This is a genomic window from Variovorax sp. Soil_C_33 (assembly GCF_057656935.1).
Map to the genome: position 1 here is coordinate 106,181 of NZ_JBDGJK010000004.1, position 24,385 is coordinate 130,565.

The 24,385-nt window shown below is 69.1% G+C and carries 21 protein-coding genes; 11 read left to right on the forward strand and 10 right to left on the reverse strand.

The genetic code is table 11. The features are described from left to right. Positions 1–56: 56 nt before the first annotated feature. Genes rocF through senA form a run of 6 tightly spaced genes read right to left on the reverse strand, consistent with a single transcriptional unit; the run spans position 57 to position 5,556 of the window. Positions 57–971 carry an arginase gene (rocF, locus tag AC3A6B_RS08210; protein WP_487836236.1) on the reverse strand — a complete coding sequence of 305 codons (915 nt, stop codon included), beginning with the start codon at positions 969–971 and terminating at the stop codon, positions 57–59. Between the two features lie 7 nt (positions 972–978). Further along, entirely contained in the window at positions 979–1,797 is an 819-nt protein-coding gene (gene phnE / locus AC3A6B_RS08215) for a phosphonate ABC transporter, permease protein PhnE (RefSeq protein WP_487836237.1), read from the reverse strand. Continuing rightward, positions 1,794–2,627 carry a PhnE/PtxC family ABC transporter permease gene (locus AC3A6B_RS08220; RefSeq protein WP_487836238.1) on the reverse strand — a complete coding sequence of 278 codons (834 nt, stop codon included), beginning with the start codon at positions 2,625–2,627 and terminating at the stop codon, positions 1,794–1,796. Before AC3A6B_RS08220 ends, phnE begins: the two co-directional genes overlap by 4 nt. Next, complete coding sequence (locus tag AC3A6B_RS08225; protein WP_487836239.1) at positions 2,624–3,478, reverse strand: phosphonate ABC transporter ATP-binding protein; 855 nt, start codon at positions 3,476–3,478, stop codon at positions 2,624–2,626. Before AC3A6B_RS08225 ends, AC3A6B_RS08220 begins: the two co-directional genes overlap by 4 nt. 6 nt (positions 3,479–3,484) lie before the next feature. Then, complete coding sequence (locus tag AC3A6B_RS08230; RefSeq protein WP_487836240.1) at positions 3,485–4,348, reverse strand: putative selenate ABC transporter substrate-binding protein; 864 nt, start codon at positions 4,346–4,348, stop codon at positions 3,485–3,487. Positions 4,349–4,380: 32 nt separating this feature from the next. Beyond that, positions 4,381–5,556: a selenoneine synthase SenA gene (gene senA, locus AC3A6B_RS08235; protein WP_487836241.1), complete on the reverse strand. Its 1,176-nt coding sequence runs from the start codon at positions 5,554–5,556 to the stop codon at positions 4,381–4,383. A 37-nt stretch (positions 5,557–5,593) separates the two neighbouring features. On the opposite strand from senA, the gene senB reads away from it, so the two are divergent. Together senB and selD are read left to right on the forward strand one after the other, a co-directional pair. Next, positions 5,594–6,553, forward strand: coding sequence for a selenoneine biosynthesis selenosugar synthase SenB (senB, locus tag AC3A6B_RS08240; protein ID WP_487836242.1), 960 nt, complete (start codon positions 5,594–5,596; stop codon positions 6,551–6,553). Between the two features lie 24 nt (positions 6,554–6,577). Next, a complete protein-coding gene (gene selD, locus AC3A6B_RS08245; protein WP_487836243.1) occupies positions 6,578–7,639 on the forward strand; it encodes a selenide, water dikinase SelD in 1,062 nt (353 codons plus the stop codon). On the opposite strand, the gene AC3A6B_RS08250 is transcribed toward selD, so the two are convergent. Next, the gene (locus tag AC3A6B_RS08250; protein WP_487836244.1) at positions 7,629–9,206 is read right to left on the reverse strand and encodes a WS/DGAT/MGAT family O-acyltransferase; all 1,578 of its coding nucleotides are present in this window, start codon (positions 9,204–9,206) and stop codon (positions 7,629–7,631) included. The two genes, selD and AC3A6B_RS08250, sit on opposite strands and share 11 nt — an antisense overlap. 204 nt (positions 9,207–9,410) lie before the next feature. On the opposite strand from AC3A6B_RS08250, the gene AC3A6B_RS08255 reads away from it, so the two are divergent. From AC3A6B_RS08255 to AC3A6B_RS08280, 6 genes are all read left to right on the forward strand, one after another. Beyond that, the gene (locus AC3A6B_RS08255; protein WP_487836245.1) at positions 9,411–9,959 is read left to right on the forward strand and encodes a hypothetical protein; all 549 of its coding nucleotides are present in this window, start codon (positions 9,411–9,413) and stop codon (positions 9,957–9,959) included. 52 nt (positions 9,960–10,011) lie between these two features. Then, entirely contained in the window at positions 10,012–10,467 is a 456-nt protein-coding gene (locus AC3A6B_RS08260) for a phasin family protein (RefSeq protein WP_487836246.1), read from the forward strand. A 20-nt stretch (positions 10,468–10,487) separates the two neighbouring features. After that, a complete protein-coding gene (locus AC3A6B_RS08265) occupies positions 10,488–11,120 on the forward strand; it encodes a TetR/AcrR family transcriptional regulator (protein WP_487836247.1) in 633 nt (210 codons plus the stop codon). 71 nt (positions 11,121–11,191) lie between these two features. Continuing rightward, positions 11,192–11,965 carry an esterase/lipase family protein gene (locus AC3A6B_RS08270; protein ID WP_487836248.1) on the forward strand — a complete coding sequence of 258 codons (774 nt, stop codon included), beginning with the start codon at positions 11,192–11,194 and terminating at the stop codon, positions 11,963–11,965. 26 nt (positions 11,966–11,991) lie between these two features. Beyond that, a complete protein-coding gene (locus tag AC3A6B_RS08275) occupies positions 11,992–12,360 on the forward strand; it encodes a VOC family protein (RefSeq protein WP_487836426.1) in 369 nt (122 codons plus the stop codon). A gap of 10 nt (positions 12,361–12,370) precedes the next feature. Continuing rightward, positions 12,371–12,748 carry an iron chaperone gene (locus tag AC3A6B_RS08280; protein ID WP_487836249.1) on the forward strand — a complete coding sequence of 126 codons (378 nt, stop codon included), beginning with the start codon at positions 12,371–12,373 and terminating at the stop codon, positions 12,746–12,748. Positions 12,749–12,775: 27 nt separating this feature from the next. On the opposite strand, the gene AC3A6B_RS08285 is transcribed toward AC3A6B_RS08280, so the two are convergent. The 3 genes from AC3A6B_RS08285 to AC3A6B_RS08295 form a co-directional block, all read right to left on the reverse strand. Further along, the gene (locus AC3A6B_RS08285; RefSeq protein WP_487836250.1) at positions 12,776–15,994 is read right to left on the reverse strand and encodes a bifunctional cytochrome P450/NADPH--P450 reductase; all 3,219 of its coding nucleotides are present in this window, start codon (positions 15,992–15,994) and stop codon (positions 12,776–12,778) included. A 93-nt stretch (positions 15,995–16,087) separates the two neighbouring features. Then, positions 16,088–17,338: a branched-chain amino acid ABC transporter substrate-binding protein gene (locus AC3A6B_RS08290; RefSeq protein WP_487836251.1), complete on the reverse strand. Its 1,251-nt coding sequence runs from the start codon at positions 17,336–17,338 to the stop codon at positions 16,088–16,090. A gap of 29 nt (positions 17,339–17,367) precedes the next feature. Continuing rightward, the gene (locus tag AC3A6B_RS08295; protein ID WP_487836252.1) at positions 17,368–18,024 is read right to left on the reverse strand and encodes a TetR/AcrR family transcriptional regulator; all 657 of its coding nucleotides are present in this window, start codon (positions 18,022–18,024) and stop codon (positions 17,368–17,370) included. 83 nt (positions 18,025–18,107) lie between these two features. Here AC3A6B_RS08295 and AC3A6B_RS08300 point away from each other — a divergent pair, with 83 nt between their 5' ends. The 3 genes from AC3A6B_RS08300 to AC3A6B_RS08310 all read left to right on the forward strand — a co-directional run bounded on the left by AC3A6B_RS08300 (position 18,108) and on the right by AC3A6B_RS08310 (position 24,368). Further along, positions 18,108–19,715, forward strand: a complete 1,608-nt coding sequence (locus AC3A6B_RS08300) for an AMP-binding protein (protein ID WP_487836427.1) — start codon at positions 18,108–18,110, stop codon at positions 19,713–19,715. 5 nt (positions 19,716–19,720) lie between these two features. Continuing rightward, entirely contained in the window at positions 19,721–23,023 is a 3,303-nt protein-coding gene (locus AC3A6B_RS08305) for a carboxyl transferase domain-containing protein (protein ID WP_487836253.1), read from the forward strand. Positions 23,024–23,087: 64 nt separating this feature from the next. Further along, positions 23,088–24,368: an SGNH/GDSL hydrolase family protein gene (locus AC3A6B_RS08310; protein WP_487836254.1), complete on the forward strand. Its 1,281-nt coding sequence runs from the start codon at positions 23,088–23,090 to the stop codon at positions 24,366–24,368. Positions 24,369–24,385: the final 17 nt, after the last annotated feature.

Consider the following 24,385-nt stretch of genomic DNA (forward strand, 5'->3'; position numbering starts at 1 on the left):
TATGCGTCTATTCGGCGGAGATGAAAAAGTCACGCTCCGGTGGCTTTTGCGCTCCCTCAGCGCGCCAGCGTCGACTTGCCGAACAGGCTCTCGATCAGTTCCACCGCCACTTCCGCCGTCCGGTTGCGCACGTCGAGCGCCGGATTGAGTTCGACCACGTCGAGCGAGCCGAGCCGGCCGGTGTCGGCGATCATCTCCATGCACAGCTGCATCTCGCGCCAGGTCGGCCCGCCGCGCACGCCGGTGCCGACGCCCGGCGCATAGTCGGGGTCGAGGCAGTCGAGGTCGAAGCTCACGTGCAGGTGCGTGTCTTCGTCGATGTCCTGCAGCGCCTCGGTCATCGTCGTGCGCATGCCGTGTTCGTCGATGTGGCGCATGTCGAACACATGCAGGCCGAGCGCGCGAATCGCGGCCTTCTCGTCGGCATCGACGCTGCGGATGCCGAGGAAGCGGATCGCATCGTGCTCGAGCGCCGCGGCCTCGCCGCTCCAGCCGGTCAGCGCCGCCGGCCCGTGGCCGAGCAGGCAGGCGACCGGCATGCCGTGGATGTTGCCGCTGGGGCTGGTGCGCTCGGTGTTGACGTCGGAGTGCGCGTCGAGCCACAGCACGCGCAGCTTCTTGCGGCGCTGGCGTGCATGCCAGGCGATGGCGCTGATCGATCCGATCGCGAGGCAGTGGTCGCCGCCCATCAGCAGCGGCAGGTGGCCGGCACGCAGCGCCTCGTCGACGGCGTCGTAGACCGATCGATTCCAGCTCACCACCTCGTCGAGATGGCGCAGCCCGTTCGCCGGCTCGGTCCAGGGCGTGGCGGGCCCGGCCAGGTTGCCGCGGTCGACGATCGCGAAACCGAGTCGCGCGAGGGTGCCGGCGATGTCGGCGACCCGCAGCGCATCGGGCCCCATGCCGGCACCGCGCACGCTGGCGCCGATGTCGGTCGGCGCGCCGATCAGCTGGATGGTGGGAGTGTTCATTGGAGCCTCATGCATATGCGGGGGCGAGTCCGCGCCGCAGCCGCCCGCTCGCGCCGTCGACGATGACGACCAGCACGAACATGGCACCGATCACGGTCGACGCCTGCGCCTGCTGGAACAGCGAAAGATGAAAGTACAGCATCTGCCCGAGCCCGCCGGCGCCGACGAAGCCGAGCACCGCCGCCATGCGGATGTTCATCTCCCAACGGTACAACGTATAGGCCAGCCATTGGGGCCAGACCAGGGGCAGGCTGCCGTAGGCGAAGGCCGCGACCGCCCCGCTGCCGCCATCGAGCAGCGCACGCTCCGGCGCTTCGGGCACGTTCTCCAGCGTCTCGCCGAAGAGCCGGCCGAACACTCCGGTGGTGTGCAGCGCGAGCGCCAGCACGCCGGCGAAGGGGCCGAGCCCGGCGGCCAGCACCATCAGTGCGGCCCACACCAGCTCGGGCACGCTGCGCAGGAAGTTCAGCACCAAGCGCGAGGCCTGGCGCAGCGCCAGGCCGAAGCGCCCCGAGGCGGGCAGCGCCAGGGCGGCGCCGGCCAGCATCGCGAGCAAGGTGCCGAGCGCCGACATCGCGAGCGTCTGCAACGCCCCCCATGCCGTTTTGGCGAGGAAGGCGTGCGAGAGGTCGGGCGGGAAGAACTCGGCGATGAACTTCGCCATCGCCGCGATCGACTCGCGCGCGAACAGGGCGCGGAAGTCGATGCCGAGGTAGATGAAGCTGGCGACCACCGCGATCGCCACCGCGGAAGCTGCTGCGATGCAGCCCAGGCAGGGCCCGGCGGCCCGCGCGCGCTCCGAGGCTGACGGGTGCACCGGGCTCATGCCAGCCATTTTCTAAGGGCGGCGCTGAGCGCATCGGCCATCAGCACGAGCAGCAGGAACACGATCAGGATGCTGCTGGCCTCGCCGCCGTTGAGCATCTTCATCGACTGGTCCATCAGCTGGCCGAGCCCGCCGGCGCCGACGAAGCCCATCACGACCGAGGCGCGCACCGCGCATTCCCAGCGGTAGACGGTGTAGGAGACCAGCTCCTGCGCGGCGCCCGGAAGCAGGGCGTAGAACAGCGCGGCGAGGCGCCCGCTGCCGGCCTCGAGCAGCGCCCGCGCGGGCCGCGTGTCGCCCGATTCGAGGATCTCCGCATAGACCTTGCCGAGCATGCCGCCATAGGTGATCGCCAGTGCGAGCACGCCCGCTGCCGGGCCGAGGCCGAGGGCGCGCACCAGCACCAGCGCCCACACCACTTCGGGGATGGCGCGCAGCAGCGTGAGCACGCCGCGCGCCGCCGTGCGCACCGCCTGGCCGCGCCAGCGCCCCGGCCCGGGGCCGATGCGCGAGATCGACAGCGCCTGCGTCACCGCGAAGGCCAGCGGCACCGCCAGCACGAAGGCGAGCGCGACGCCGGCCGTGGCCATGGCCAGGGTTTCCAGCGTCGCGCGCGCCAGCAGGCCGAGGAAATCGGCCGACAGCGCGGGCGGCAGGAAGCCGGCCAGGAAGCCGCCCATCACGCGCAGGCTGGCGGGGGCCAACAGGGCTTGCGGCTTGAACTCGGCGATCACCAGCATCGGCCACAGCACGACGAGCGCGAGCAGCAGGGCGCCGAGGCGCCGGCGTGCCAGCGGGTCTCGCATGGCGGGTGGAGTCAGGGCACTCATCGGCAGGCGACGGGAAGCACGGGATCGCTGCGGCTGTCGCGTTCGATGACGTTGAAGCCGCCCTGCGCCTGGGTCGGCAGCACGCCGCCTTCGGTCGCGTAGAGCTCCTGCAGCATTGCGCGGCTGACCGCTGCGGCCGGCGCGTCGAACACCACCACGCCCGCGCGCAGGCCGACGATGCGGTCGAACCATTTCAAGGCCAGGTCCACCGCATGCAGCGAGGCCACCAGCGTCGCGCCGGTGGCTTCGCTCTGCGCGATCAGCTCGCCGACCGCCATGTCGGCCAGCGCCGGGTCGAGCGCCGAGACCGGCTCGTCGGCGAGCAGCAGTTCGGGCGCCTGGTAGAGCACGCGCGCCATGCCGACGCGCTGCAGCTGGCCGCCCGAAAGCCGGTCGCAGCGGTCGAACAGCCGGTCGGCCAGGTCGAGCCGCGCGAGCGCGGCCTGCGCACCGGCGATGTCCACGGGCACCAGCAGCGAGACCAGGGCACGCCCGCTCGACCAGGCGCCGAGCCGGCCGGCGAGCACCGCGGTGATCACGCGCAGCCGCGGCGGGATCGGCGGCGCCTGGTGGACGAGGCCGATGCGCGCGCGCAGCGCCCTCAGCGGCCGGGCGCCGATCTGCCATGGCCGCGCGCCCAGCAGCTCGACGCGGCCCTCGCTCGCGCGCAGTGCGGTCGCCGCGATGCGCAGCAGGCTGGTCTTGCCCGCCCCCGACGGACCGATGACGGCCACGCGCGCGCCGCGTTCGACGGTCAGCGTCACGCCCTGCAGTGCGCGCTGGCCATTGGGATGCACCAGGCCGACATCCTCGAGCGCCAGCGCGGCTTCGGCGGTCAACGGATGCTTCAAGTTCTTCTACTTGATGAGGCCCGCGGATTTGGCGGCGGCTTCGATGCCGTCGTAGTTCGAGGCCTTGGTCGGGATGAACTTCGAGGCGCGCTGCAGCGCCAGGATTTCCTTGTGCTCCGGATTCGCCGCGTCGAGCTTGAGGAAGGCATCGGCGAGCTTCTTCGTCGTCGCGGCATCGAGGCCGGGCCGCACGGTCCAGTTGTAGTCGTAGTAGGGCGCGGTGGTCGCCAGCACGCGCACCTTGGCGGCGTTCGGGTTGGCGGATTCGATCAGCTTGTCCATCACGGAGGCGTTCAGCACGCCGGCCTCGGCCCGGCCCGCGGCCACGAAGGCCACGGTGGCATCGTGCGCGCCCGAGAAAGCGACGGTCTTGAAGTCCTTGTCGGGATTGATGCCGGCGTGCAGCAGGAAATGGCGCGGCATCAGGTGGCCCGAGGTCGAGGAGGGCGAGCCGAAGGCGAAGGTGGCGCCTCGAAGATCGGCCAGCGTCTTGGCCTTGCTGTCGATCGGCACGATGAACTTGCTGGTGAACTTCTCGTCCTCGGCGCGCTGCACGATCGGCACGGCCGCGCCGTTGGTGCGCAGCTTGGCCTGCACGAAGGTAAAGCCGCCGAGCCAGGCCAGGTCGATCTTGTTGGTGGCCAGGCCCTCGACCACCGCGGCGTAGTCGGTGACGGGCGTGAACTGAACATCGAGGCCGGTCTCCTTCTTCAGGTAGTCGCCGAGCGGCTTGAACTTGCGCTGCAGCTCGGTCGGCGCCTCGTCGGGAATGGCCGAGACGCGCAGTACGCCGCTCTGCGCATGGACTGGCGCGCCGGCGGCGAATGCGAGCAGGGAGAAGAGGGCGAGCTGGAGGAGTTGTCGTTTCATGGCGCGCTGCCGGTTGGAGGAAGGCCTGCAGTTTAAGGAGCGGCGGTGCGGAAACCCGCGAAGACATCGTTGCGATCGGGCTGGAAGAAGTTGCGATAGTGCAGCTCCTGCAGCCGCGCGTGGGTCGCGAAGGCGCCGCCGCGCAGCTCGCGATGGTCGCCGAACCAGGGGGCCGAGTAGTCGCGATAGGGGCCGGGCGCAAAACCCGGGTAGGGCGCGAAAGTGCTGGCCGTCCATTCCCAGACGCTGTGGCCCCAGGCGAAGGCCGGCTGCGAGGCGGCCGCATGTTCCCATTCGGCGGCCGTGGGCAGGCGGCGCCCGGCCCAGCGCGCATAGGCTTCGGCCTCCCAGGCGCTGAGGTGGACCGCGGGCTGGTCGGGGGCCAGCGGCAGCCAGCGGTCGAACCATCGCGTCTGCCATTGCGGCTGCCGGCGCCAGCGCGCGGGATGGCTGCGCGCGTGCGCCGCGCGCCAACGGCCTGCATCGCCGGGCCAGAAGGCCGGATCGTCGTAGCCGCCGGCCTCGACGAAGCCCAGGTACTGGCCCGCCGTGACCGGCGTGGCATCGATCTCGAAGCCGGCCAGGGCTACAGGATGCGCGGGCAGCTCATTGTCGAAAGCGAAACCGCCGCGGGCCACGGGCCAGCCGATGTGAACCTGCGCGGCGGGCACCGCGATCGCGGGCGCCGCGGCGAGGCTCGGCAGGGTCAGGCCGGCGGGTGCGCCGTAGCCCAGCGTTGCGCGCAGCCAGGCGAAGGCCTCGCCGTGCATGTCTTCGTGGAACAGCGCCAGGCGGTGGAAATACAGAGCTTCGTCGCTGTCGCCCTGCTGCGCGAGCGCGGTGAGGCAGGCATCGAGCTGCGCGTCGAGCCGCGCGCCGAGCTCGGCCCGCGAGGGCAGCGGCGCCGCCCAGCGCGCGATGTGGGAGAGGCGCGCAGAGTCGAAGAGGGCGTCCGGGCCCGCCAGCCGCGCGGGCTCGCGCGCCTGCACCCAGCCGTCGGTATCGACCGCGTGCGGGCCGCGCAGCACCCAGAATTCGGCGAACCATGCGAGGTGTGCGAGCTCCCACGCGACGAGGTTCACGCCGGGCTGCTGAGGCACGCGCCATTGCGCATCGCTGAGGTCGAAGGTCCAGGCGCGAGTGCGTGCGCGGCTCTCGCGCAGCGCGGCCGCGAGCGCTTCGCCGGCGAGGGTTCGCGCCTCAGCCATGGCCGCACGGCAGGTGCCGTCCTGCCAGAATGGCCCCGTGGTCAAACCGCGGGTCCTGATCGTTTCGCCGGCGCTGGCGGATGCCAACAACGGCAACTGGCGCACCGCCTCGCGCTGGGCGCAGTTTCTGTCGGGCGTGGCCGAGGTCGAGATCGCGCGCGAATGGGCTGGCGGGCACTGCGACGCGATGATCGCGCTGCATGCGCGTCGCTCCGCCGATTCGATCGCACGCCTCTTCGCAGCGCGACAGGACTGCCCGATCGCGCTGGTCCTGACCGGCACCGACGTGTACCGCGACATCGACGAGAGCAAGGCAGCGCAGCATTCGCTGCAGTGTGCCAGCCAACTCGTGGTGCTGCAGCCCGACGCGCTCGATCGCCTTGGTGCCGGCGAAGTTGCCAAGGCCCGCGTGATCCTGCAGTCGGCACGCCGCATGCGGCGCCGCGACGCGGCCCGCAGCCTCGAGCTGGTGGCGGTCGGCCATTTGCGCGACGAGAAAGACCCGCTCACCCTGATGGCTGCGGCGCGCCGGCTGCCTCCGGAGACGCCGATCCGCATCGTGCACATCGGCGACGCGCTGGCGCCCGAGCTGGGCGAAGCGGCGCGCCGCACCATGGCCGAGTGCCCGCACTACCGGTGGCTCGGCGGGCTGCCGCGCGAAGCCGCACTGCGCCGCATCGCGCGCGCCGGCGCGCTGGTGCACACGAGCCGCATCGAGGGCGGCGCGCAGGTGGTGATCGAGGCGGTGCGTTCGGGCGTGCCGGTGCTGGCGAGCCGCATCGGTGGCAATCTGGGCTTGCTGGGCGAAGACTACGAGGGCTACTTCGCCGCCGGCGACGATGCGGCCCTCGCTGCCTTGATGCAGCGCTTCGCAGCAGAGCCCGCCTTCGCGGCCCGCCTGGCGGCGCAGTGCGCGCTGCGCGAGCCCGCTTTCACCCCACAGGCTGAACGCCAAAGCGTGCGGCGCCTGCTGCGCGATCTGCTCGCGCCACCATAATCTTTGCGACCACGAAAGCACTCCATGAACGATCGCATCCTCTCTCCAGGCATCCGGCTCACCAGCTTCTCCCACGGCGGCGGCTGCGGCTGCAAGATCGCGCCGGGCGTGCTGTCGGAGATCCTGCGCTCGAGCGGCGGCGGCCTGATCCCGCCCGAGCTCATGGTCGGCATCGAGACCGCCGACGATGCGGCGGTCTACCGGCTCAACGACGAGCAGGCGCTGATCGCCACCACCGATTTCTTCATGCCGATCGTCGACGACCCCTTCGACTTCGGCCGCATCGCGGCGACCAATGCCATCAGCGACGTCTACGCGATGGGCGGCACGCCGATCATGGCGCTGGCGCTGGTCGCGATGCCGGTCAACCAGCTGCCGGTCGAGGTAATCGGCGAGATCGTGCGCGGCGGCCAGGCGGTCTGCCGCGAGGCGGGCATCCCGATCGCCGGCGGCCACACCATCGACTCGGTCGAGCCGATCTACGGCCTGGTGGTGATGGGCCTGGTGCATCCCAAGAGGATCAGGCGCAATGCCGATGCCAAGGCCGGCGACCTGCTCGTGCTCGGCAAGCCGCTGGGCGTGGGCGTGCTCTCGGCCGCGCTGAAGAAAGAGAAGCTCGATGCCGAGGGCTACGGCCAATTGATCGCCAACACCACGCGGCTCAACAAGCCGGGCATCGCGCTGGCCGCGCTCGAAGGCGTGCATGCGCTGACCGACGTGACCGGCTTCGGCCTGGCAGGCCATACGCTCGAGATGGCGCGCGGCGCCGGGCTCCAGTCAGTGATCGACTGGCCACAGGTGCCGCTGCTGCCGCGGGTGGCCGAGATGGCGGCGCAGGGCTTCGTGACCGGAGCCTCGGGGCGCAACTGGGCTGGCTATGGTGCCGAGGTGCAGCTCGATGCCGCGCTGCCGCCGGTGGCGCGGGACCTGCTGAGCGATCCGCAGACCTCGGGCGGCCTGCTCGTGAGCTGCGCGCCCGACACCGTCGACCAGGTGCTGGCCTTGTTCCACGCGCAGGGCTTCGAGGCCGCAGGCGTGATCGGCCGGATGGAAGCGGGGCCGGCCGGCCTGCGCGTCAGCGCGTAGCCGCGGCGGCAGTCGCCGCGCGCTTGCGTGGCGGGGCCTTGCGTGCCGCGGCCTTGGCGGGCACGGACTTCTTGCGGGCAGGCGCCTTGTGCGGCTTCGCCGCATTGGCCGCCGTCGCGGCCGCCAGATGCGGCGTCGCCTCGGCGGCCTCGAGCGACCGGACGCGCGCCAGGATCGCGTGATGCTCTTCCAGCAGGTAGTCCGCGATGTCCTCCACGTCCGGCACGGCGCGGCGGCACGCGATCAGGCCGAAGTCCAGCATGCCGTTGTAGCTCTGCACGGTCATGTTGAGCGCCATGCCGTGGCTCGGGATCGACACCGGGTAGTAGGTCAAGAGCTTGGCACCCGCGATATAGAGCGCGGTCTGCGCGCCCGGCACGTTGGAGATCACTACGTTGGCCACCGGCGGCAGCCGGTCGGCCAGCCGGGAGCGGCCGTACATCGAGGCCAGGCCCGACATCAGCCAGGGCGCGCCGAAGGAGGGGAAGTCGGTCGGGATCGCGGCCTTGATGCTGCCCATCAGGCTCTTCGCCGCGGCCGATGATTCGGAGATCACCTTGATGCGCTCGATCGGATCGGCGACGTCGGTCGCCAGCGTCATGACGGTCATCGAGACCTGGTTGTTCGAGGAGGTGTCGCCCGGCGCGCGCAGCGTGACCGGGATGGCCGCGCTCATCGGCTTCTTCGGCAGCTTGCCATGGTCCGACAGGTAGCGCCGCAGCGCGCCCGCGCAGATGGCCATCACCACGTCGTTGAGGCTGGCGCCGAGCTTCTTGCCGGCCTGCTTGACCTCGGCCAGCGGGATCGAGCGCACCGAATAGGAACGCTGGTTGGTGATCGCCACATTGAGCGGCGTGCGCGGGCCGAGCACGTTGAGGTTCTTCGGCAGCGACCAGGCCTTGCTGCCCTCGCTGGTCGGCTGCGGGACGATGAGGCTCTGCACCGCGCGCGCCATGTCGGGCAGCGTCTTCACCAGCTTCACGTACTGCTGCAGCGTGTTGGTGAAGGCGGCGCCCGCGAGTTCGGCTACGCCGAGCTGGTAGTTCCTGCGCCGCGCGACCTGGCGCGGCGTCTTGATGGGGTCGGGATGCGGCGTCAGATCCATGATGGCCTGCGCGAAGGCGGCGCCGGCCTGGCCGTCGATGCCGGCATGGTGCACCTTCGAATACATCGCCATGCCGCCGCCCTGCAGCCCGTCGATCACGAAGAATTCCCACAGCGGCCGGCTGCGGTCCATCAGCGTCGAATGCAGGCGGCCCACGTACTGCTCCAGCTGCCGCATCGTGCCGGGCCGCGGCAGCGTGACGCGCCGCACGTGATAGTCGAGATCGACATCGTCGTCTTCGACCCACACCGGGTTGGACAGCTCGAAGGGCATCAGCGCGAGCTTGCGGGTGAAGATCTCCGAGAGGTGCATGCGGCTCGCGATGTGCGCTTTCACGTCCTCGTAGAAATCGCCTTTGTAGCCGGCCGGCAGCTCCAGCAGGTGCAGGCCGCCGACGTGCATCGGCGTCTCCGGCGTCTCGGTGTGGAGGAAGGTTGCATCGAGGCCGCTCAGGTGTTTCATCGGGTGTCCTGTGTCTTGGGCGTCAAAATGATCGGCAATGTCGCAGGCACCGGATAGCGGGTAAGCCCCGAGGGCCGTCTCGTCGTAGCATCGCGGGGCCGCAGAAAATTGGGGCAGTTGGACTAACTATCGAACCGATCTAGTTTTTCAGGCCTAGGGCTTTGCGAAGAAGATGAGCCTCATCAACTTCATCAGGAATCCACCATGTCCACGCAGAACATCTCCACCGCCGCCATCCACGTCGTCGGCCAGTACAACGAAGCCGGCAAGACGCTGGTCAGCGCCTACCGCGCCGGCGCGCATCGGCTGCTGAACGGCGCCGCTTCGCGCTACAGCGACTTCCTCGGCAAGCGCCAACTGCCGCTCCTGAACGACGACATCAAGGCCCGCCTGATCGGCGCGCAAGAGAAGATCAACGGCTTCCTGGCCAACCGCCTCGACATCGACACCGGCCGCGTGGTCTCGGTGATGGATCGCGTCGCCGCCGGCACCGCGAGCGGCATCGAGTCGGTCGCCAAGGTCGCGGCACGTGTCGAGTCGCCGCTGGGCAGCTCGGTGATGAACACGCTGGGCAGCTTCCACCGGCCGATCGCCAACGTTTCGGTGCAGATCGCCGACAAGATCGCCGCCGGTGCCAAGCAGCTCGAAAGCCGCGTGGCCGGCGAGACGACCGCCGCCAAGGTCGTCAAGACCGTGAAGGCGAAGGCCAAGCCGGTGGTGCGCCGCGCCGTGCGCACTGCGCGCAAGGCCTGATGCCCAATGGCGGGGCGCCGCCTTTCTTCCTCAACGTCCCCCGGAGCAACGCATGGCGACTCGCCGCGATGAAACTGTCAGCGTGAAGAAGAAGGCGGCGGCCGCCAAGAAGGCGGTGCCGGCCAAGAAATCGGCACCGCGCAAAGCGGCTCCAGCCAAGAAGACAAAAGCCGCCGCGCCTGAAAAGAAGGCCGGCGCGCAAGGCCTGCTGCGCGCGGGCCTGAAGGCCTTGGACAACGTGCGCAACGACGTCGTCAAGCGCCAGGCCAACGTGATCGAAAGCCTGCTCGGCATCGCCCAACCCAAGCCCGATGCGCCCGCGCGCGGCTTCGCGGGGCTCGACAGCTTCGGCATCCGCAAGTTCGAGGACGTGTTCGACCAGCGCGTTGCCACCGCGATGCAACGCCTGGGCATGCCGAGCGCACAGGAAATCCAGGAACTGCGCGAGCAGATGCGCCTCTTGCTCGAGCATGTCGAGCGCATCGAATCCGGCCGGCGCAAGCGCTGAAGGCCCAGACTTCCGAGCCCGTGGCCAGCCCCAACACGCGCGAACGCATCCTGCAGACCAGCCTGGCGCTGTTCAACGCGCAGGGGCTCGCGGCGGTGTCCACGCACCGGATCGCGGCCGAGCTCGAGATCAGCCCCGGCAACCTCCACTATCACTTCAAGGCGAAGCAGCTGATCGTCGATCGGCTGTTCCGGCGCTTCGAGGATCGGCTCGAGCTGCTCAACGGCTCGTCGGACACCGTGCGCGCGATCGACGACCTCTGGCTCGCGCTGCACCTGCGCTTCGAAGCCATCGACGCCTACCGCTTCGTCTACCGCGACATGGCCTACCTGTCCGGCGAATACCCCGAGTTGGGACAGCGGGCGCAGGCGCTGACGGCGCAGAACCTGCTGGCGGCGCAAGCCTTGTGCGAGACGCTGGTGGCCGCCGGTGTCATCGATGCGACAGCCGAAGAGGCGCAGATGCTCGCGCTGCAGATGGTGTTCACCACCACCTGCTGGCTCTCCTTCGAGCGGCTGGTGCCGGGCCGCGACGCCCTGCAGCAGGCCGATCCGGGGCTGGCCGCCTTCTACACGCTGACGTTGGTTTCCCCCTACGTTTCCCGCGAATCGAGGGCTTACCTCGATTACCTGCGGGGCAAATACCTCGGATAAATGGGCTGCCGTCCGACTGGAGTTCAGCCTGCGCGACCGCACATTCCCCAAGAACGACAAAGGAGAACTTCATGATGGCAGCCGCCCACAACCCCATCCCACCGCCCTCGCGCCTGCTGCTTCTTGCGGAGGCGCGCGCCCTCTGGGAGGCCGGCGCTGCCGTGGCGCTGTGGCCGCTGCTTCAGCTGACGCCGCGCGGCGACGGGCATCCGGTGCTGGTGCTGCCCGGCCTGGTGGCGAGCGACATGTCCACCAAGCTGCTGCGGCACTACCTGCAAAGCCGCGGCTACGACACCCACGGCTGGGGCCTGGGGCGCAACCTCGGACCGCGCGCAGGCATCGAGGACGGCATGATCGCCAAGCTCGAATCGCTGCATGCCGACAGCGGCCGCAAGGTCAGCCTGATCGGGTGGAGCCTGGGCGGCGTCTATGCGCGCCTGCTCGCGTCGACCCGGCCGGATCTCGTGCGCAGCGTGGTCACGCTGGGCAGCCCCTTCACCGGCAGCGCACGCGCAACCAACGCATGGCGCGTCTACGAAGGCGTGAGCGGCCAGAGCTCGGAAGATCCGCGGCGCATGAAGCACGTGCGGCCGACGCCCAAGGTGCCCACCACGTCGATCTTCAGCCGCAGCGACGGCGTGGTCGCGTGGCAGTGCAGCGTGGAAGAGACCGGGCCGAGCTCGGAGAACATCGAGGTGGTCGCCAGCCACCTGGGGCTGGGCGCGCATCCGGCGGTGCTCTATGCGTTGGCGGACCGGCTGGCGCAGCCCGAAGGCGCGTGGAAGCCGTTCAATCGCGGCGCGCTCGGTCCGCTGGTGTTTCCGGATCCGGCGCGGCCGGAGTAGCCTGGCTGATCTGGAGGTGCGCCATGATCTTCGACCACATCGGCTTCAATGTGAGTGATCTGCAGGCCAGCAAGGCCTTCTATCTCCAGGCGCTGGCGCCGCTCGGCATCGGCGTCGCGATGGACGGTGAAGGCTGGGTCATGCTCGGCCGTCCCGGCAGACCTCAGTTCTGGATCGGTTCGTTCGGCAGCAGCCCGGGTCCCATCCATCTCGCGTTTGCGGCCGAGAACCGTGAGCAGGTACGCCGGTTCTACGATGCAGCGCTGGCTGCGGGCGGCAAGGACAACGGCCCGCCGGGACTGCGCGAACACTACCACCCCAACTACTACGGCGCTTTCGTCATCGGTCCCGACGGGCACAACGTCGAGGCCGTGTGCCACGCGCCCGAGGCCTGAGCTTCTGCGCATGGCGACGACCCGCACGACGCCGAAGAACATCGACGCCTACATCGCGGCTTTCTCGCCCGAGGTGCAGGCGATCCTCGAAGAGATCCGATCGACGATCAGGAAGGCCGCGCCCGATGCCGAGGAGACGATCAGCTACCAGATCCCCGCTTTCACGCTGGGCGGTGTGCTGGTGTACTTCGCGGCCTTCAAGAAGCACATCGGATTCTATCCGCCGGTGCGGGGCGACGCGCGGCTGGAGAAGGCCGTGTCCGCCTACGCAGGGGAGAAGGGCAACCTGCGATTCCCGCTCGATGAGCCGATGCCCCATGGGCTGATCGAGCGGATCGTGAAGCTCAGGGTCAAGCAGAACCTGGCCAAGGCGAGGCCGCGGCGCTGACGCTGTCGGGCAACTCCGCGATCGACCTCAGTTCCCCGCCCACACATCCAGCACATAGCGCTTCTCGGCAATCATCCGGTCGAGCCAGGCGCTGCCGTCCTGGCCATGCTCGCGCGCGATGTCCGACAGCGCGCGCCGCACGTCGGGCTCCATGCGCGAGCCATCGCCGCAGACGTAGACGATCGCGCCCTGCGCCAGCAGCTGCCAGACTTCGTCCGCCTGCTCGCGGATGCGGTCCTGCACATAGACCTTGCGGTCGCCGGCGCGCGAGAAGGCGGTGTGCAGCTGCACCACGCCGCGCTCGGCCCAACGCTTGAGCTCGTCGGCATAGATGAAGTCCTGCTCGGGATGCCGGCAGCCGAAGAAGAGCAGGGCCTTGCCCGGCGCCGCGCCCTTGGCCATCTGCATCTCGCGCTCCTGCAGGAAGCCGCGGAAGGGCGCGAGGCCGGTGCCCGGTCCGACCATGATGAGGGGCCGTTGCGGATCGTCCGGCAGGCGGAAGCCCTCGGCCGTCGTCTCGCGCACCACGCCATGCACCATCTCACCGGCCTCGGCGCGCGAGAGGTAGCTGGAGCACACGCCTTCGAACTGGCCCAGCCCGGAACGCGCCGGCCCGTTCACCACACCCACGGTGACGCTGCAGCGCCCGCCGTCGACCGAAGGCGAGGAAGAGATCGAGTAGTAGCGCAGCGACAGCGGCGACAGCATCTCGAGGAAGACCGCGAAGGGGACTTGGCAGGCCGGAAACTCCTCCAGCAGGTCGAGCACCGACTTGCGCTTCTGCAGCACCTCGCTCTTGTAGAGCGCTGCGGAGGCTTCCTCGGCGCCCGACAGCGCAGCCAGCTTCGGCTTGGTAAAAGGACATTCGGTGTAGGCAGCGAGTTGGGCGATCTGCTTGCGCGTGGCCACGTCCTGCAGCTCGACGTAGTCGCCCAGCAGGCGGTCGACCGCGATCACCTCGTCGACCGGCAGCGCCGCCTTGCGCCCCGGCTGCGCCGAAAGCTTCACATGCGCCTTGCGCTCGAAGCCGAAGCGAGCCATCGCGCGCTCCACCTGGGCCGGGCCGTTGCGCGGCACCACGCTCAGGTGGTCGCCGGGACGGTAGCTCACGCCCTCGGGCAGCTGCAGTTCGACGTGCCGCGTCGAGCGGCCTTCGACCTCGCTGCTGGCGGCGCTTTGCAGTTCGCGGTTCTCGAGCACGCGCATGCCGACCGCGCCCAGCGCATCGACCAGCGCGTTCTTCTGCGGCGGCGGCAGTTCCTCCAGCGTGTAGAGCGGCTCGCTCCGGGCCGGCGTGTCCGCGCCCTGCTTGAGATCGAAAGCGGCGACGAGCTTCGGCCACAGCGCATCGCTCCAGTCCTGGAAACTTCCATCCATGTCCTCGCGCGCATCGCCCTCGCCGCGTTCGTGGACGCGCGTCGCGCCGAGCGCGGCCAGGCGTTCGTCGATGCGCCGCGGCACGGCCTGGTAGGTTGAGGCCCAGTCGGTGTTGCCGCAGCCGAAGACGCTGAAGCGCACGCCATTGAGCGAATCGTCGGCCTTGTCGAGCCAGCGGTGGAACTCGGCCGCGTTGTCGGGTGCCACGCCGTTGTAGGAGGCGCAGACGATCGCGACGGCGCCGTTCGCGGGCAGGCGCTCCGCATAGTCGTCGAGCGAGGCGAGCTGGGTCGAGAAGCCGCGCATCTCGCCGGCCTCGGCCAGCTGGCGCGCCAGGTCTTCGGCGGTGCCGAGATTGGAGCCCTGCAGCACCAGCAGCGAGGTGCCGTGGCGCGCGGCCTGCGGCTTCGCGGCGGCAGGGCGCTCGACCGCGGCCTGCGCCGGCTGGGCCGAGGCCTCGCCGCGCGGCCGCGTCGCCGGATCGCGCAGCAGCGCCTTGATCCTGAAGCCCTCCGGTTTGATCGTGAGCGCCTCCTTGATCTTGAGCTTGTAGCCTGTGTGATCGACCAGCGTGAAGCGCTGCAGGATCATGCCCAGCGTGAGCACCGCCTCCTGCAGCGCGAACTGCCGCCCGATGCAGGCGCGCTGCCCGTTGCCGAAGGGCTTGAACGCGTTGACTGGCCGCTCGCGCTCGGCCTCGCGGCTGAAATGGTCGGGGTTGAACCGGTCGGCATCCTCGCCCCACACCGTCTTGTCGCGGTGCAGTGCGAGCGCATGCATGATGACCATGTTGCGCTTCTTGATCGTGTACTGGCCGCCGATGGTCGTGTCCTCCTTTGCGGCCATCGCGATCGCCGGGGCGGTCGGGAACATGCGCAGCGATTCCTTGAGTACCTGCAGCACGTAGACGAGACGGTTCACCTGCGCGTAGCTGGGCTTCATCGAGAGGTCCGGGCCGAACACGCTGTCGACCTCGGCCTGCGCCTTGGCCATCGCCTCGGGGTTGGTCAAGAGAAAATAGATCGCGAAGGACAGCAGGCCGCTGGTGGTCTCATGGCCGGCGATCAGGAACTCGATGCACTCGTCGCGGATCTGCCGGTCGTCCAGCCGCTCGCCGGTCTTCTTGTCGACGCCGGCGATCATGTAGCTCAGCAGGTCGGGCTTGGTCGCGATATCGGCGCCGCTCGCGCGCCGCTCGGCGATGATGTCCTCCACCATCTTGTGCATGAAGCGGACGTCTTTGCGCTGCTGCGCCAGCTCCTTCTTCAGCATCAGCTCCTCGAGCGGAATGCCGCGCCGGTTCTGCACCGTCTCGAGCGTGCGCACCATCGCGTCGACGAAAGGGTGGAAGCCCTCGCGGTAGAAGGAGTTGAAGCGGTAGCCGAAGCCGCACAGGCCGATGGTGTCGAGCGTGAGCGCGGTCATGTCGCGCACCACGTCCACCTCCTCGTCGAAGTTGAGGCGCTCCCACTTGGTGACCAGCTGCTCGGCGATGTCCAGCATCATCGGGTGATAGGCCTGCATCGCGCGCTGGCTGAAGTTGGCCAGGAGGATGTTGTGCGGCTTCGACCAGGTCGCCTCGTGCGTGTCGGAGGTGAAGAGGCCGTGCGAGAGCGCGCGCAGGCGGCGCAGCGTGCCCTTGGTGCTCTTGTCGAAGCGCTTCTCGTCGCACAGCTCGTCGACCAGCGCGGCCGAGGACACCACGATCACCGGCATGCCCGGCATGTCGAGCCAGTAGATGGCGCCGAGCTCCTGCGCGATCTTCCACATGTCGAGCACCGGCGAGTCGGAGCCGATCGACAGGATGTTGCCGACGAAGGGCTTCTTCGCCGGATGCGGGATCGGATAGAGCGCGTTCTTGCCTGCCATGTTCTTCGGTCTCCGGTCAGCCCCTTGGGGCGACATCGCAGTATCTCGATGCCGCAGCAGGCGGCAGGCAGGGCTATCCCTTAGCGCGAGGCATCAGGCGCCGGGCCGCGCCATCTTGCATTCGGTGCCCTGGGCCAACTCGTTGCCGGTGTAGACCGCGTCGGTTCGAAAACCATAGTTCGTGCCTTCCCAGCCGACCTTGACGGTCTTGCCGTCCACCGGCGCGATGGTGTTGACCACCTGCGGCAGCAGCAGCTGATGGTCGTCGGCGCGCATGCGCACGGGGCCGACTACCGAGTCGAAGCTCAGGTCTTCGAGGGCGCGCGCCACCTTCACGGTGTCGGTGCCGCCGGCTTTGTTGATCGCGGCGGCCAGCAGGCGCGGCGTGAACTCGATGCGCGGCGCGAGGAAGTCCTTGCCGGTCTTGGCCTTGTAGGCCTTGGCCAGCGCATCGGCCTTGGGCGTGTCGACTTGGCCCGGATGCCATTCGGCCACCCAGGTCAGCTGGCCCAGCTTGGCCTGCGACACCGCGAGCACAGTGCCGGGCACCGAGCCGGCGCTGTGGTTGAAGTAGCGCAGGTTGTAGCCGGCATCGCCCGCGGCCTTGAGCAGGAGCGTCATGTCCTGGCCCCAGTTGCCGCTGATCACCGTGTCGGCGCCGGCCTGCCGCACGTTCGCGAGGTAGGGCGAGAAGTCCTTCACGCGCCCGATGGGATGCAGCGCCTCGCCGACGAACTGGACGTCGGGCCGCGCCAGGCCCACCAGCTGGCGGCCGTAGCTCGCCCACTGCTTGCCGTGCGCGTAGTCCTGGTTGAGCAGGTAGACCTTCTTGATGTCCGGCGTCTTCTTGATGTAATTGGCCAGCGCCTTCATCTTCATCGCGGTGTTGGCCTCGATCTGGAAGTGCCAGAAGCTGCAGGCCTTGCCGGTCATCTCGGGATCGATCGACGAGTGGTTGAGCACCAGCAGCTCCTTGCCCGGGTTGCGCTGGTTCCAGCGGTTGACCGACTGCACCAGCGCCGTCACCACCGAGGAGCCCGAGCCGCCGGTGACGATGGCCTGCGCGCCCTGGTCGATGGCGGCCTGCAGCGCGCTCTGGCTTTCCTGCGCGGAGAGCTTGCTGTCGAACTGCAGCAGCTGCAGCTTGGTGCCGCCGAGCACGCCGCCCTTGGCATTGATGTCCTCCACCGCGTACTGGATGTGCGTGAGCATCAGCTCGCCGACGTTCGCGAACGGGCCCGAGAGCGGATCGATGTAGGCGATCTTGTAGGTCTGCTGGGCCGATGCGAGGCCCGATGCGGCCAGCAGCGCCAATGCGACGGGCGCGGGGCGAAGGGAAGTCATGCGTTGTCTCCTTGGGTTATCGGTGAGGATCAGCGCGCGCTGCGCAGGCCCAGCACGCGCCATGCGAGCTTCGACAACTCGGCAATCACCTCGTCGGGCGAGAGGCGGCCGTCGGGGCGGTACCAGCTGTAGAGAAAGCCCGGCAGGCTGAGTGCGGCAAAGGCCGTGATCCGGGTGTCCCGGAAATCCAGGTCGCCGTCGCTGCGGGCTTCCTCGAGCAGCGGAAAGAGCCGGTCGTAGAAGTGGTGCGCGAGCTTCTTCTGCGCGGCGATGTACTCGGGTCGGTAGACCTGCGGCTCGCGGTAGGCGAAGAAGGCGCAGGGGTAGTGCACGATGGTGGCGCGGATCAGCCGCTCGATGCCTTCCTTGACTTTCTCGACTGCGCGGCGTGGGTCGGCGTCGGCGAAGTCCAGCGAGGTGAAGCAGTCGACCGCCGGCCGCCACGACAGCGTCTCGAAGATCTCCTGCTTGTCGCGGAAGTAGTAGTAGACGAAGGGCTTGGTCACGCCGAGCGCGCGCACGATCTGCGCCATCGTGGTGTTCGCGTAGCCCTGACGCGCGAAGAGATCGGTCGCGGCTTGAAGAATTCGCTCGCGCTGCGCATCGGTCGATTGCGTCGCGGCGCGCTGGCGGCCGGTGCCCTGCGGCAGGTGGGGTTTGTGCGGTGTCGCCGGAGTTATACCCATGGGTAGGATTGTTGGAGCACCATGCGGCCATGGCAAGTGAACTGCCCTATCGATAACCCTGTGAGAGTGACGCCATGGAGACAATCACCGCGCTTCCCGCCCGCCCGCAGCAACCTCTACACGAGTACCTGCGCACGCATGCGCGCGAGCGCGGGCAGCACCCGGCCTGCATCTGGTACGGGCGCGCGATGAGCTATGCGGAGCTCGATGCCGCGAGCGATGCCTTCGCGGCGCGGCTGCAGGCCATCGGCGTGAAGAGGGGCGATCCGGTGGTGCTCTTCCTCAACAACTGCCCGCAGTACCTGGTCGCGCATTTCGGCACCCAGAAGATCGGCGCCATCGTGTGCCCGAGCGGTCCGCTCAACAAGGAGCACGAGCTGGCCTACCAGGTCGACGACCTGAAGGCGCGCGTGATCGTCGCCGCCTCGTCGCTCTTGCCGGTGGTCGATAAGGTGAAGCCGGCGAGCGCGCTGGAACATGTGTTCGTCGTTCACTACGCTGACCTGCTGCCGGCCGAGGCGACGCTCGATCTGCCGGCCGACCTGACCGCTGCGCAGCGCGAGCCGCGCAGCGTGCCGGCCGCCTGTGAAGACTTCCTCGCCGTGATCAAAAGCGGCGCGCGTCCGTCGCCGGTCGCGCTTTCGATGGACGACGTCGCGCTCATGACCTACACCTCCGGCACCACCGGCCTGCCCAAGGGCGCGATGCTGAGCTACGGCAATGCGCTCTTCAAGACGCGCGCCGCGGCCGACTGCAACGGCGTTGCCGCGAGCGACGTGCTGCTGTCGATCGCGCCGCTCTATCACATCGCCGGCATGCTGATGGGCGTCAACGTGCCGGTGCTCACGGGTGCGACGTCGGTGCTGCTGCACCGATTCGAGCCGCGCGCGGCACTGCAGGCGATCGAGCGCTATCGCGTCAGTTGGTGGTACAGCATCGCGCCGATGAACGTGGCCTGCATGCAGGTGGAAGGCATCGCGCGCTTCGACCTGGCCAGCCTGCGCATGAACCCGGTCACGAGCTTCGGGATCACCTTCACCGAGCCGCTGGCTGCGCAGTGGCGCGGCTTCGCGAACAACTGCACCTCCTTCGAAGCCGCATACGGCTTGAGCGAAACCCACACTTGTGACACCTACACCCCCCACCACGCGCCGCGCTGGGGCACCCAGGGCGTCGCGGTGCCGGGCGTCACGATCCGCATCGTCGATGCCGACACGGGCGAAGACAAGGTGGTGGGCGAGGTCGGCGAGATCGTGCTCACAAGCCCCGGCACCTTCAAGGGCTACTGGAACAAGCCCGAGGCCACGGCCGCGACCCTGCGCAAGGGCTGGGTGCACACCGGCGACATGGGCAAGCTCGATGCCGAGGGCTACCTCACGTTCATCGGCCGCTTCAAGGAGATGATCAAGGTCTCGGGCTACAGCGTGTTTCCGGAAGAGGTCGAGACCATCCTCATCAAGCATCCGGGCGTGGCGCAGGCCGCAGTGGTCGCGCAACCCGATGCGGAGAAGGGCGAGGTGGTCAAGGCCTTCGTCGTGAAGAAGCCGGGCGCAGAGCTCGACGCCGATGCGCTGATTGCCTGGTCGCGCGAGAACATGGCCAGCTACAAGGCGCCGCGCGCGGTGCGCTTCATCGATGCTTTGCCCACCACGGGTGCCGGCAAGGTGCTGCGCCGGCTGCTGAAGGACTGAACCGAATGTTCCAGAGGATTCTGATTGCCAATCGCGGCGAGATTGCGGTGCGCCTGGTGCGCGCGCTGCGCGACCTGGGCATCGCCAGTGTCGCCGTCCATGCGAAAGACGATGCGAACGCGCTGCATGTGCAGCTGGCCGACACGGCCATCGCGCTCGGCGCCGCGGGGCCCTCCGCCTATCTCGACATCGCGGCGCTGATCGCGATCGCGCGCGGGCAGGGCTGCGATGCGGTGCATCCCGGCTACGGCTTTCTCAGCGAGCGCGCGGATTTCGCGCAGGCTTGCGCCGATGCCGGGCTGCGCTTCATCGGCCCGACGCCCGAGCAGCTTGCGCTCTTCGGCGACAAGGCGCGTGCGCGTGCGTTGGCAGCGCAGTGCGATGTGCCTGTGATGCCGGGAAGTGCCGGCGCCGTGACGCTGGCCGAGGCGCAGGCCTTCTTCGCGGTCCAGCAGGCGGAGGGCGCGGGCGTGATGGTGAAGGCCATCGGCGGCGGCGGCGGGCGCGGCATGCGGGCCGTGCTGAACGCGGCGGATCTGCCCGGGGCGCATGCACGTTGCGTGTCCGAGGCGAAGGCAGCGTTCGGCGTCGAGGGCGTCTATGTCGAGCGGCTCATGCGTAGTGCACGCCATATCGAGGTGCAGGTGATCAGCGACGGAAAAGCGGTTGCGAGCCTGGGCGAACGCGAGTGCACCTTGCAGCGGCGCTTCCAGAAGCTGGTCGAGATCGCGCCGAGCCCATCGCTGTCGTCCGCGCTGCGCGAGCGCATCACGCAGGCGGCGCTGCGCATGGCGCAGGCCGTGGACTACGAGGGGCTGGGTACCTTCGAATTCCTGGTCGACGAGCAGTCGAAGAATCTTCCTTTCGTCTTCATCGAAGCCAATCCGAGGCTGCAGGTCGAGCACACGGTGACCGAGGCCGTCACCGGGCTCGACCTGGTTCAGTTGCAGATCGCGGTCGCGTCCGGGCAGCCGTTGGCCGCGCTCGGCATCGATGCGAATCGAAGCGCGGCGCAGCGCGGCTTCGCGGTGCAATGGCGCATCAATGCCGAAACGCTCGACGTAGAAAGCAACGCCAGGCCATCCGGCGGAATCCTGTCGCGCTTCGACCTGCCGGCCGGTCCCGGCGTGCGCGTCGACACGCACGGCTACGCCGGCCTCGCGCCTTCGCCTCACTACGACACGCTGCTCGCCAAGCTGATCGTGCATTCGTCCTCGCCGCGTTTCGACGACGCGCTGCGGCGATCCCTGCGCGCGCTCGAGGAATGCCGCATCGACGGCATCGCGACCAACCTGGCGCTGCTGCGCGCGATCGCAGGGCGGCCCGAATTCGCAACGCAAAAGGTGCACACGCGCTTCGTCGAGGAACACCTGGCCGATCTGCTTGCCGCGGCCGCGCATATCGACGCGAAGGCGGCGAAGTCGGCACGGCCCGTCGGCGACACGATCGACGCGGCCGCGCCGCTGCTGGACGAGGAAGACGGCCTCGTGATCAAGGCCCCGATGCCCGCGCGGCTGGTACAGTTCGAGGTCGAGGTCGGCGACGTGCTGCCGGCCGGCGCGCAGCTCGGCGTGCTGGAGGCCATGAAGATGGAGCACCTGCTGCATGCGCCCGCGGCCGGCCGCGTGCTTGCGCTGCTGGCCGCGCCCGGCGACTACCTGGTCGAAGGCCAGTCGCTGCTGCGGCTCGAAGCGGTGGATGCGCAGGCCGTGGAGGTCGAGGCGGGTGCCGAGCACGATCTGGCCGCGATCCGGCCCGATCTGCAGAAGGTAATCGACCGCCATGCGCCGACGCTCGACGCCAACCGCGCTGCCGCGGTGGCGAAGCGCCGTGCGCAGGGCGGCCGCACCGCACGCGCCAACGTCGCGGACCTGTGCGAGTTGGCCGAGGACCCAGGCAACTTCACCGAATACGGCGCGCTGGCCATCGCCGCGCAGACGCGCCGCCGCACGCTCGAAGACCTGATCGCCAACACCCCGGCCGACGGCATGGTGACCGGCATCGGCAGCGTCAACGCGAATCAGTTCGGCCCCGAGAAGTCGCGCTGCGTGGTGATGGCCTACGACTACACGGTGCTGGCCGGCACGCAAGGCATGCGCAACCACCACAAGACCGACCGCATGCTCGGCATCGCGCACCAGCTGAAGTTGCCGGTGGTGCTGTTCGCCGAAGGCGGCGGCGGGCGGCCGGGCGACACCGACATGCCCATCGTCGCCGGCCTCAACAACCACACCTTCAGCCAGTTTGCGGCGCTGTCGGGCAGGGTGCCGGTGGTGGGCATCGTGCACGGGCGCTGCTTCGCGGGCAATGCTGCGCTGGTCGGCTGCGCCGACGTGATCATTGCCACCGAGGCCAGCAACATCGGCATGAGCGGGCCCGCGATGATCGAAGGCGGCGGCCTCGGCAACTTCGCGCCGGAGCAGATCGGCCCGAGCAGCGTGCAGTCGCGCAACGGCGTGATCGACATCCTGGTGAAGGACGAGGCGCATGCGGTGGCCGCGGCCAAGCAATACCTGTCCTACTTCCAGGGCGCCACGAGCGACTGGCAGTGCGCCGATCCGCGCATGTTGCGGCATGCAGTGCCCGAGAACCGGCTGCGCGTGTACGACGTGCGCGCCGTGATGCGCGGCGTGGCCGACACCGGCTCACTGCTGGAACTGCGCGCCGGTTTCGGCGCCGGCATCGTCACGGCGCTGGCGCGCATCGAGGGCAAGCCCGTGGGCCTGCTCGCGAACAACCCGCACCATCTCGGCGGCGCGATCGACGTCGAAGCGGCCGACAAGGCCGCGCGCTTCATGCAGTTGTGCAATGCGCATGGCCTGCCGCTGGTCGCGCTGTGCGACACGCCGGGCTTCATGGTCGGGCCCGAGATCGAAGCGCAGGCGCAGGTGCGCCATGTATGCCGGATGTTCATGGTGGCTTCGCACCTGCGCGTGCCCTACTTCGCCGTGGTGCTGCGCAAGGGCTATGGTTTGGGCGCGCAGGCGATGACGGCCGGCGGCTTCGATGCGCCGGTCTTCACCGTCGCCTGGCCCACCGGCGAATTCGGCGCCATGGGACTCGAAGGCGCGGTGCGGCTCGGCTTCCGCAAGGAGCTCGAGGCCGCAGCCGAGGGCGCGGAACGCGACGCCTTGTTCAGGAAGCTGGTGGCCCAGCAGTATGCGAACGGCGAAGCGATCCACATGGCGCAGACGCTGGAGATCGATGCGGTGATCGACCCGGCCGATACGCGCGCCTGGCTGGTGCGCGGGCTGGCATCGGCCGCTGCTGCACAGCATTCGGTCGCGCCCTACGTCGATACCTGGTGAGGCGCGCAAGGCCCTGAGTTACAAGGGGGCCGCGATGCCTCCGTAAACTGGGGTGCTTTTGCGCATGAACCTGGTTTCACGATTCGTCGCCTGTACCGCGCTGCTGCTGAGCCTTCTGCCCGCCGCACTGCCGGCCCAGCCGCAGGCAGCACCCGACATTCGCTGGGTCGCCAGCTGGGCCGCCGCGCCGCAGGACTACCTGAAGGCGCCCGCGCTGCCCGGCGCCCGGACTTCGCCCGCGGCTGCGCCGCCCCCTGTCCTCGACGGCCAGACGCTGCGCCAACGCCTATTGCCGACGCTGGGCGGCGAGCGCGTGCGTGTTCGTTTTTCCAACCTGTTCGGCAAAGAGCCTTTGCGCATCGTCGGCGCCAGCGTGGCGCGCAGCACCGGGCCCGATGCGGTGTCGCCCGCCACGCTGCAAGGCTTGCGCTTCGGTGGCCTGCCCGGCGCGACGATCGCGCCGGGCGAAGAGCGTTGGAGCGATGGCGCACGGCTCGGCGTGGAACCCGGCCAGGCCGTGGCGGTGAGCTTTCAGGTCGAGGCGCGCACGCCTTTCGCGACCGTGCATCATCTCGGCAGCACATCGATGGTGCCGGGGCCCGCGCTCATGCAGCCGCAATGGCGCAACGCAGCGCCTTCGCCATGGAACCACATCGTGACCGGCCTCGACGTGGCCAGCCCGACCGCGCCGCGCGTGGTGGTCGCGTTCGGCGACTCCATCACCCAGGGCCTGGGCGCCGGCGAGGGGCAGGCGCTGCCCTCGCGCTATCCGGACCGGCTCGAGACACGCGTGCGCGAACGGCCCGGCAACGCCGGGTCCGTGGCGGTGATCAATGCCGGCATTGCGGGCAACCGCCTGCTCACCGACGGCGTTGGACCGAGCGGCATCGAGCGCTTCCGGCGCGACGTGCTGGCACAAAGCGGCGTCACCCATGCGGTGGTCCTGATCGGCATCAACGATATCAACTTCAGCCTGCCGGTCGCGATACAGGGCTTCGCGCCGGTGTTTCAGCCTCCGAGCGCCGAGCAGATCACGGCCGGGCTGCAGCGGCTGATCGAGGAGGCGCACGCCAAGGGCGTGAAGGTGCTGCTGGGCACCATCACGCCCTTCAAGGGTGCGGTCTCCTGGACCGAGGAAAAGGAAGCGCGCCGCCAGGCCGTGAACCGCTGGATCCGCGGCCGGCAGGATGTCGATGCGGTGGTGGACTTCGACCACGCCTTGCGCAACCCGGCCGATCCGGCGGCGCTCCATCCGCTCTACGACGGGGGTGATCACTTGCATCCGGGCAACGCGGGCTATGCCGCGATGGCGGATGCCATCGATCTGCGAGAGCTGCAGGAATAGGCGAAACACCTTTACAC

Bases quoted from the DNA above. Each gene is read 5' to 3' on its own strand.
- AC3A6B_RS08305 (WP_487836253.1), top strand. From the start codon at position 19,721: ATGTTCCAGAGGATTCTGATTGCCAATCGCGGCGAGATTGCGGTGCGC.
- rocF (WP_487836236.1), bottom strand. From the start codon at position 971: ATGAACACTCCCACCATCCAGCTGATCGGCGCGCCGACCGACATCGGC.
- selD (WP_487836243.1), top strand. From the start codon at position 6,578: ATGAACGATCGCATCCTCTCTCCAGGCATCCGGCTCACCAGCTTCTCC.
- AC3A6B_RS08255 (WP_487836245.1), top strand. From the start codon at position 9,411: ATGTCCACGCAGAACATCTCCACCGCCGCCATCCACGTCGTCGGCCAG.
- AC3A6B_RS08280 (WP_487836249.1), top strand. From the start codon at position 12,371: ATGGCGACGACCCGCACGACGCCGAAGAACATCGACGCCTACATCGCG.
- AC3A6B_RS08290 (WP_487836251.1), bottom strand. From the start codon at position 17,338: ATGACTTCCCTTCGCCCCGCGCCCGTCGCATTGGCGCTGCTGGCCGCA.
- AC3A6B_RS08310 (WP_487836254.1), top strand. From the start codon at position 23,088: ATGAACCTGGTTTCACGATTCGTCGCCTGTACCGCGCTGCTGCTGAGC.
- AC3A6B_RS08250 (WP_487836244.1), bottom strand. From the start codon at position 9,206: ATGAAACACCTGAGCGGCCTCGATGCAACCTTCCTCCACACCGAGACG.
- AC3A6B_RS08220 (WP_487836238.1), bottom strand. From the start codon at position 2,627: ATGAGTGCCCTGACTCCACCCGCCATGCGAGACCCGCTGGCACGCCGG.
- AC3A6B_RS08230 (WP_487836240.1), bottom strand. From the start codon at position 4,348: ATGAAACGACAACTCCTCCAGCTCGCCCTCTTCTCCCTGCTCGCATTC.
- AC3A6B_RS08285 (WP_487836250.1), bottom strand. From the start codon at position 15,994: ATGGCAGGCAAGAACGCGCTCTATCCGATCCCGCATCCGGCGAAGAAG.
- AC3A6B_RS08270 (WP_487836248.1), top strand. From the start codon at position 11,192: ATGATGGCAGCCGCCCACAACCCCATCCCACCGCCCTCGCGCCTGCTG.
- AC3A6B_RS08295 (WP_487836252.1), bottom strand. From the start codon at position 18,024: ATGGGTATAACTCCGGCGACACCGCACAAACCCCACCTGCCGCAGGGC.
- senA (WP_487836241.1), bottom strand. From the start codon at position 5,556: ATGGCTGAGGCGCGAACCCTCGCCGGCGAAGCGCTCGCGGCCGCGCTG.
- AC3A6B_RS08260 (WP_487836246.1), top strand. From the start codon at position 10,012: ATGGCGACTCGCCGCGATGAAACTGTCAGCGTGAAGAAGAAGGCGGCG.
- phnE (WP_487836237.1), bottom strand. From the start codon at position 1,797: ATGAGCCCGGTGCACCCGTCAGCCTCGGAGCGCGCGCGGGCCGCCGGG.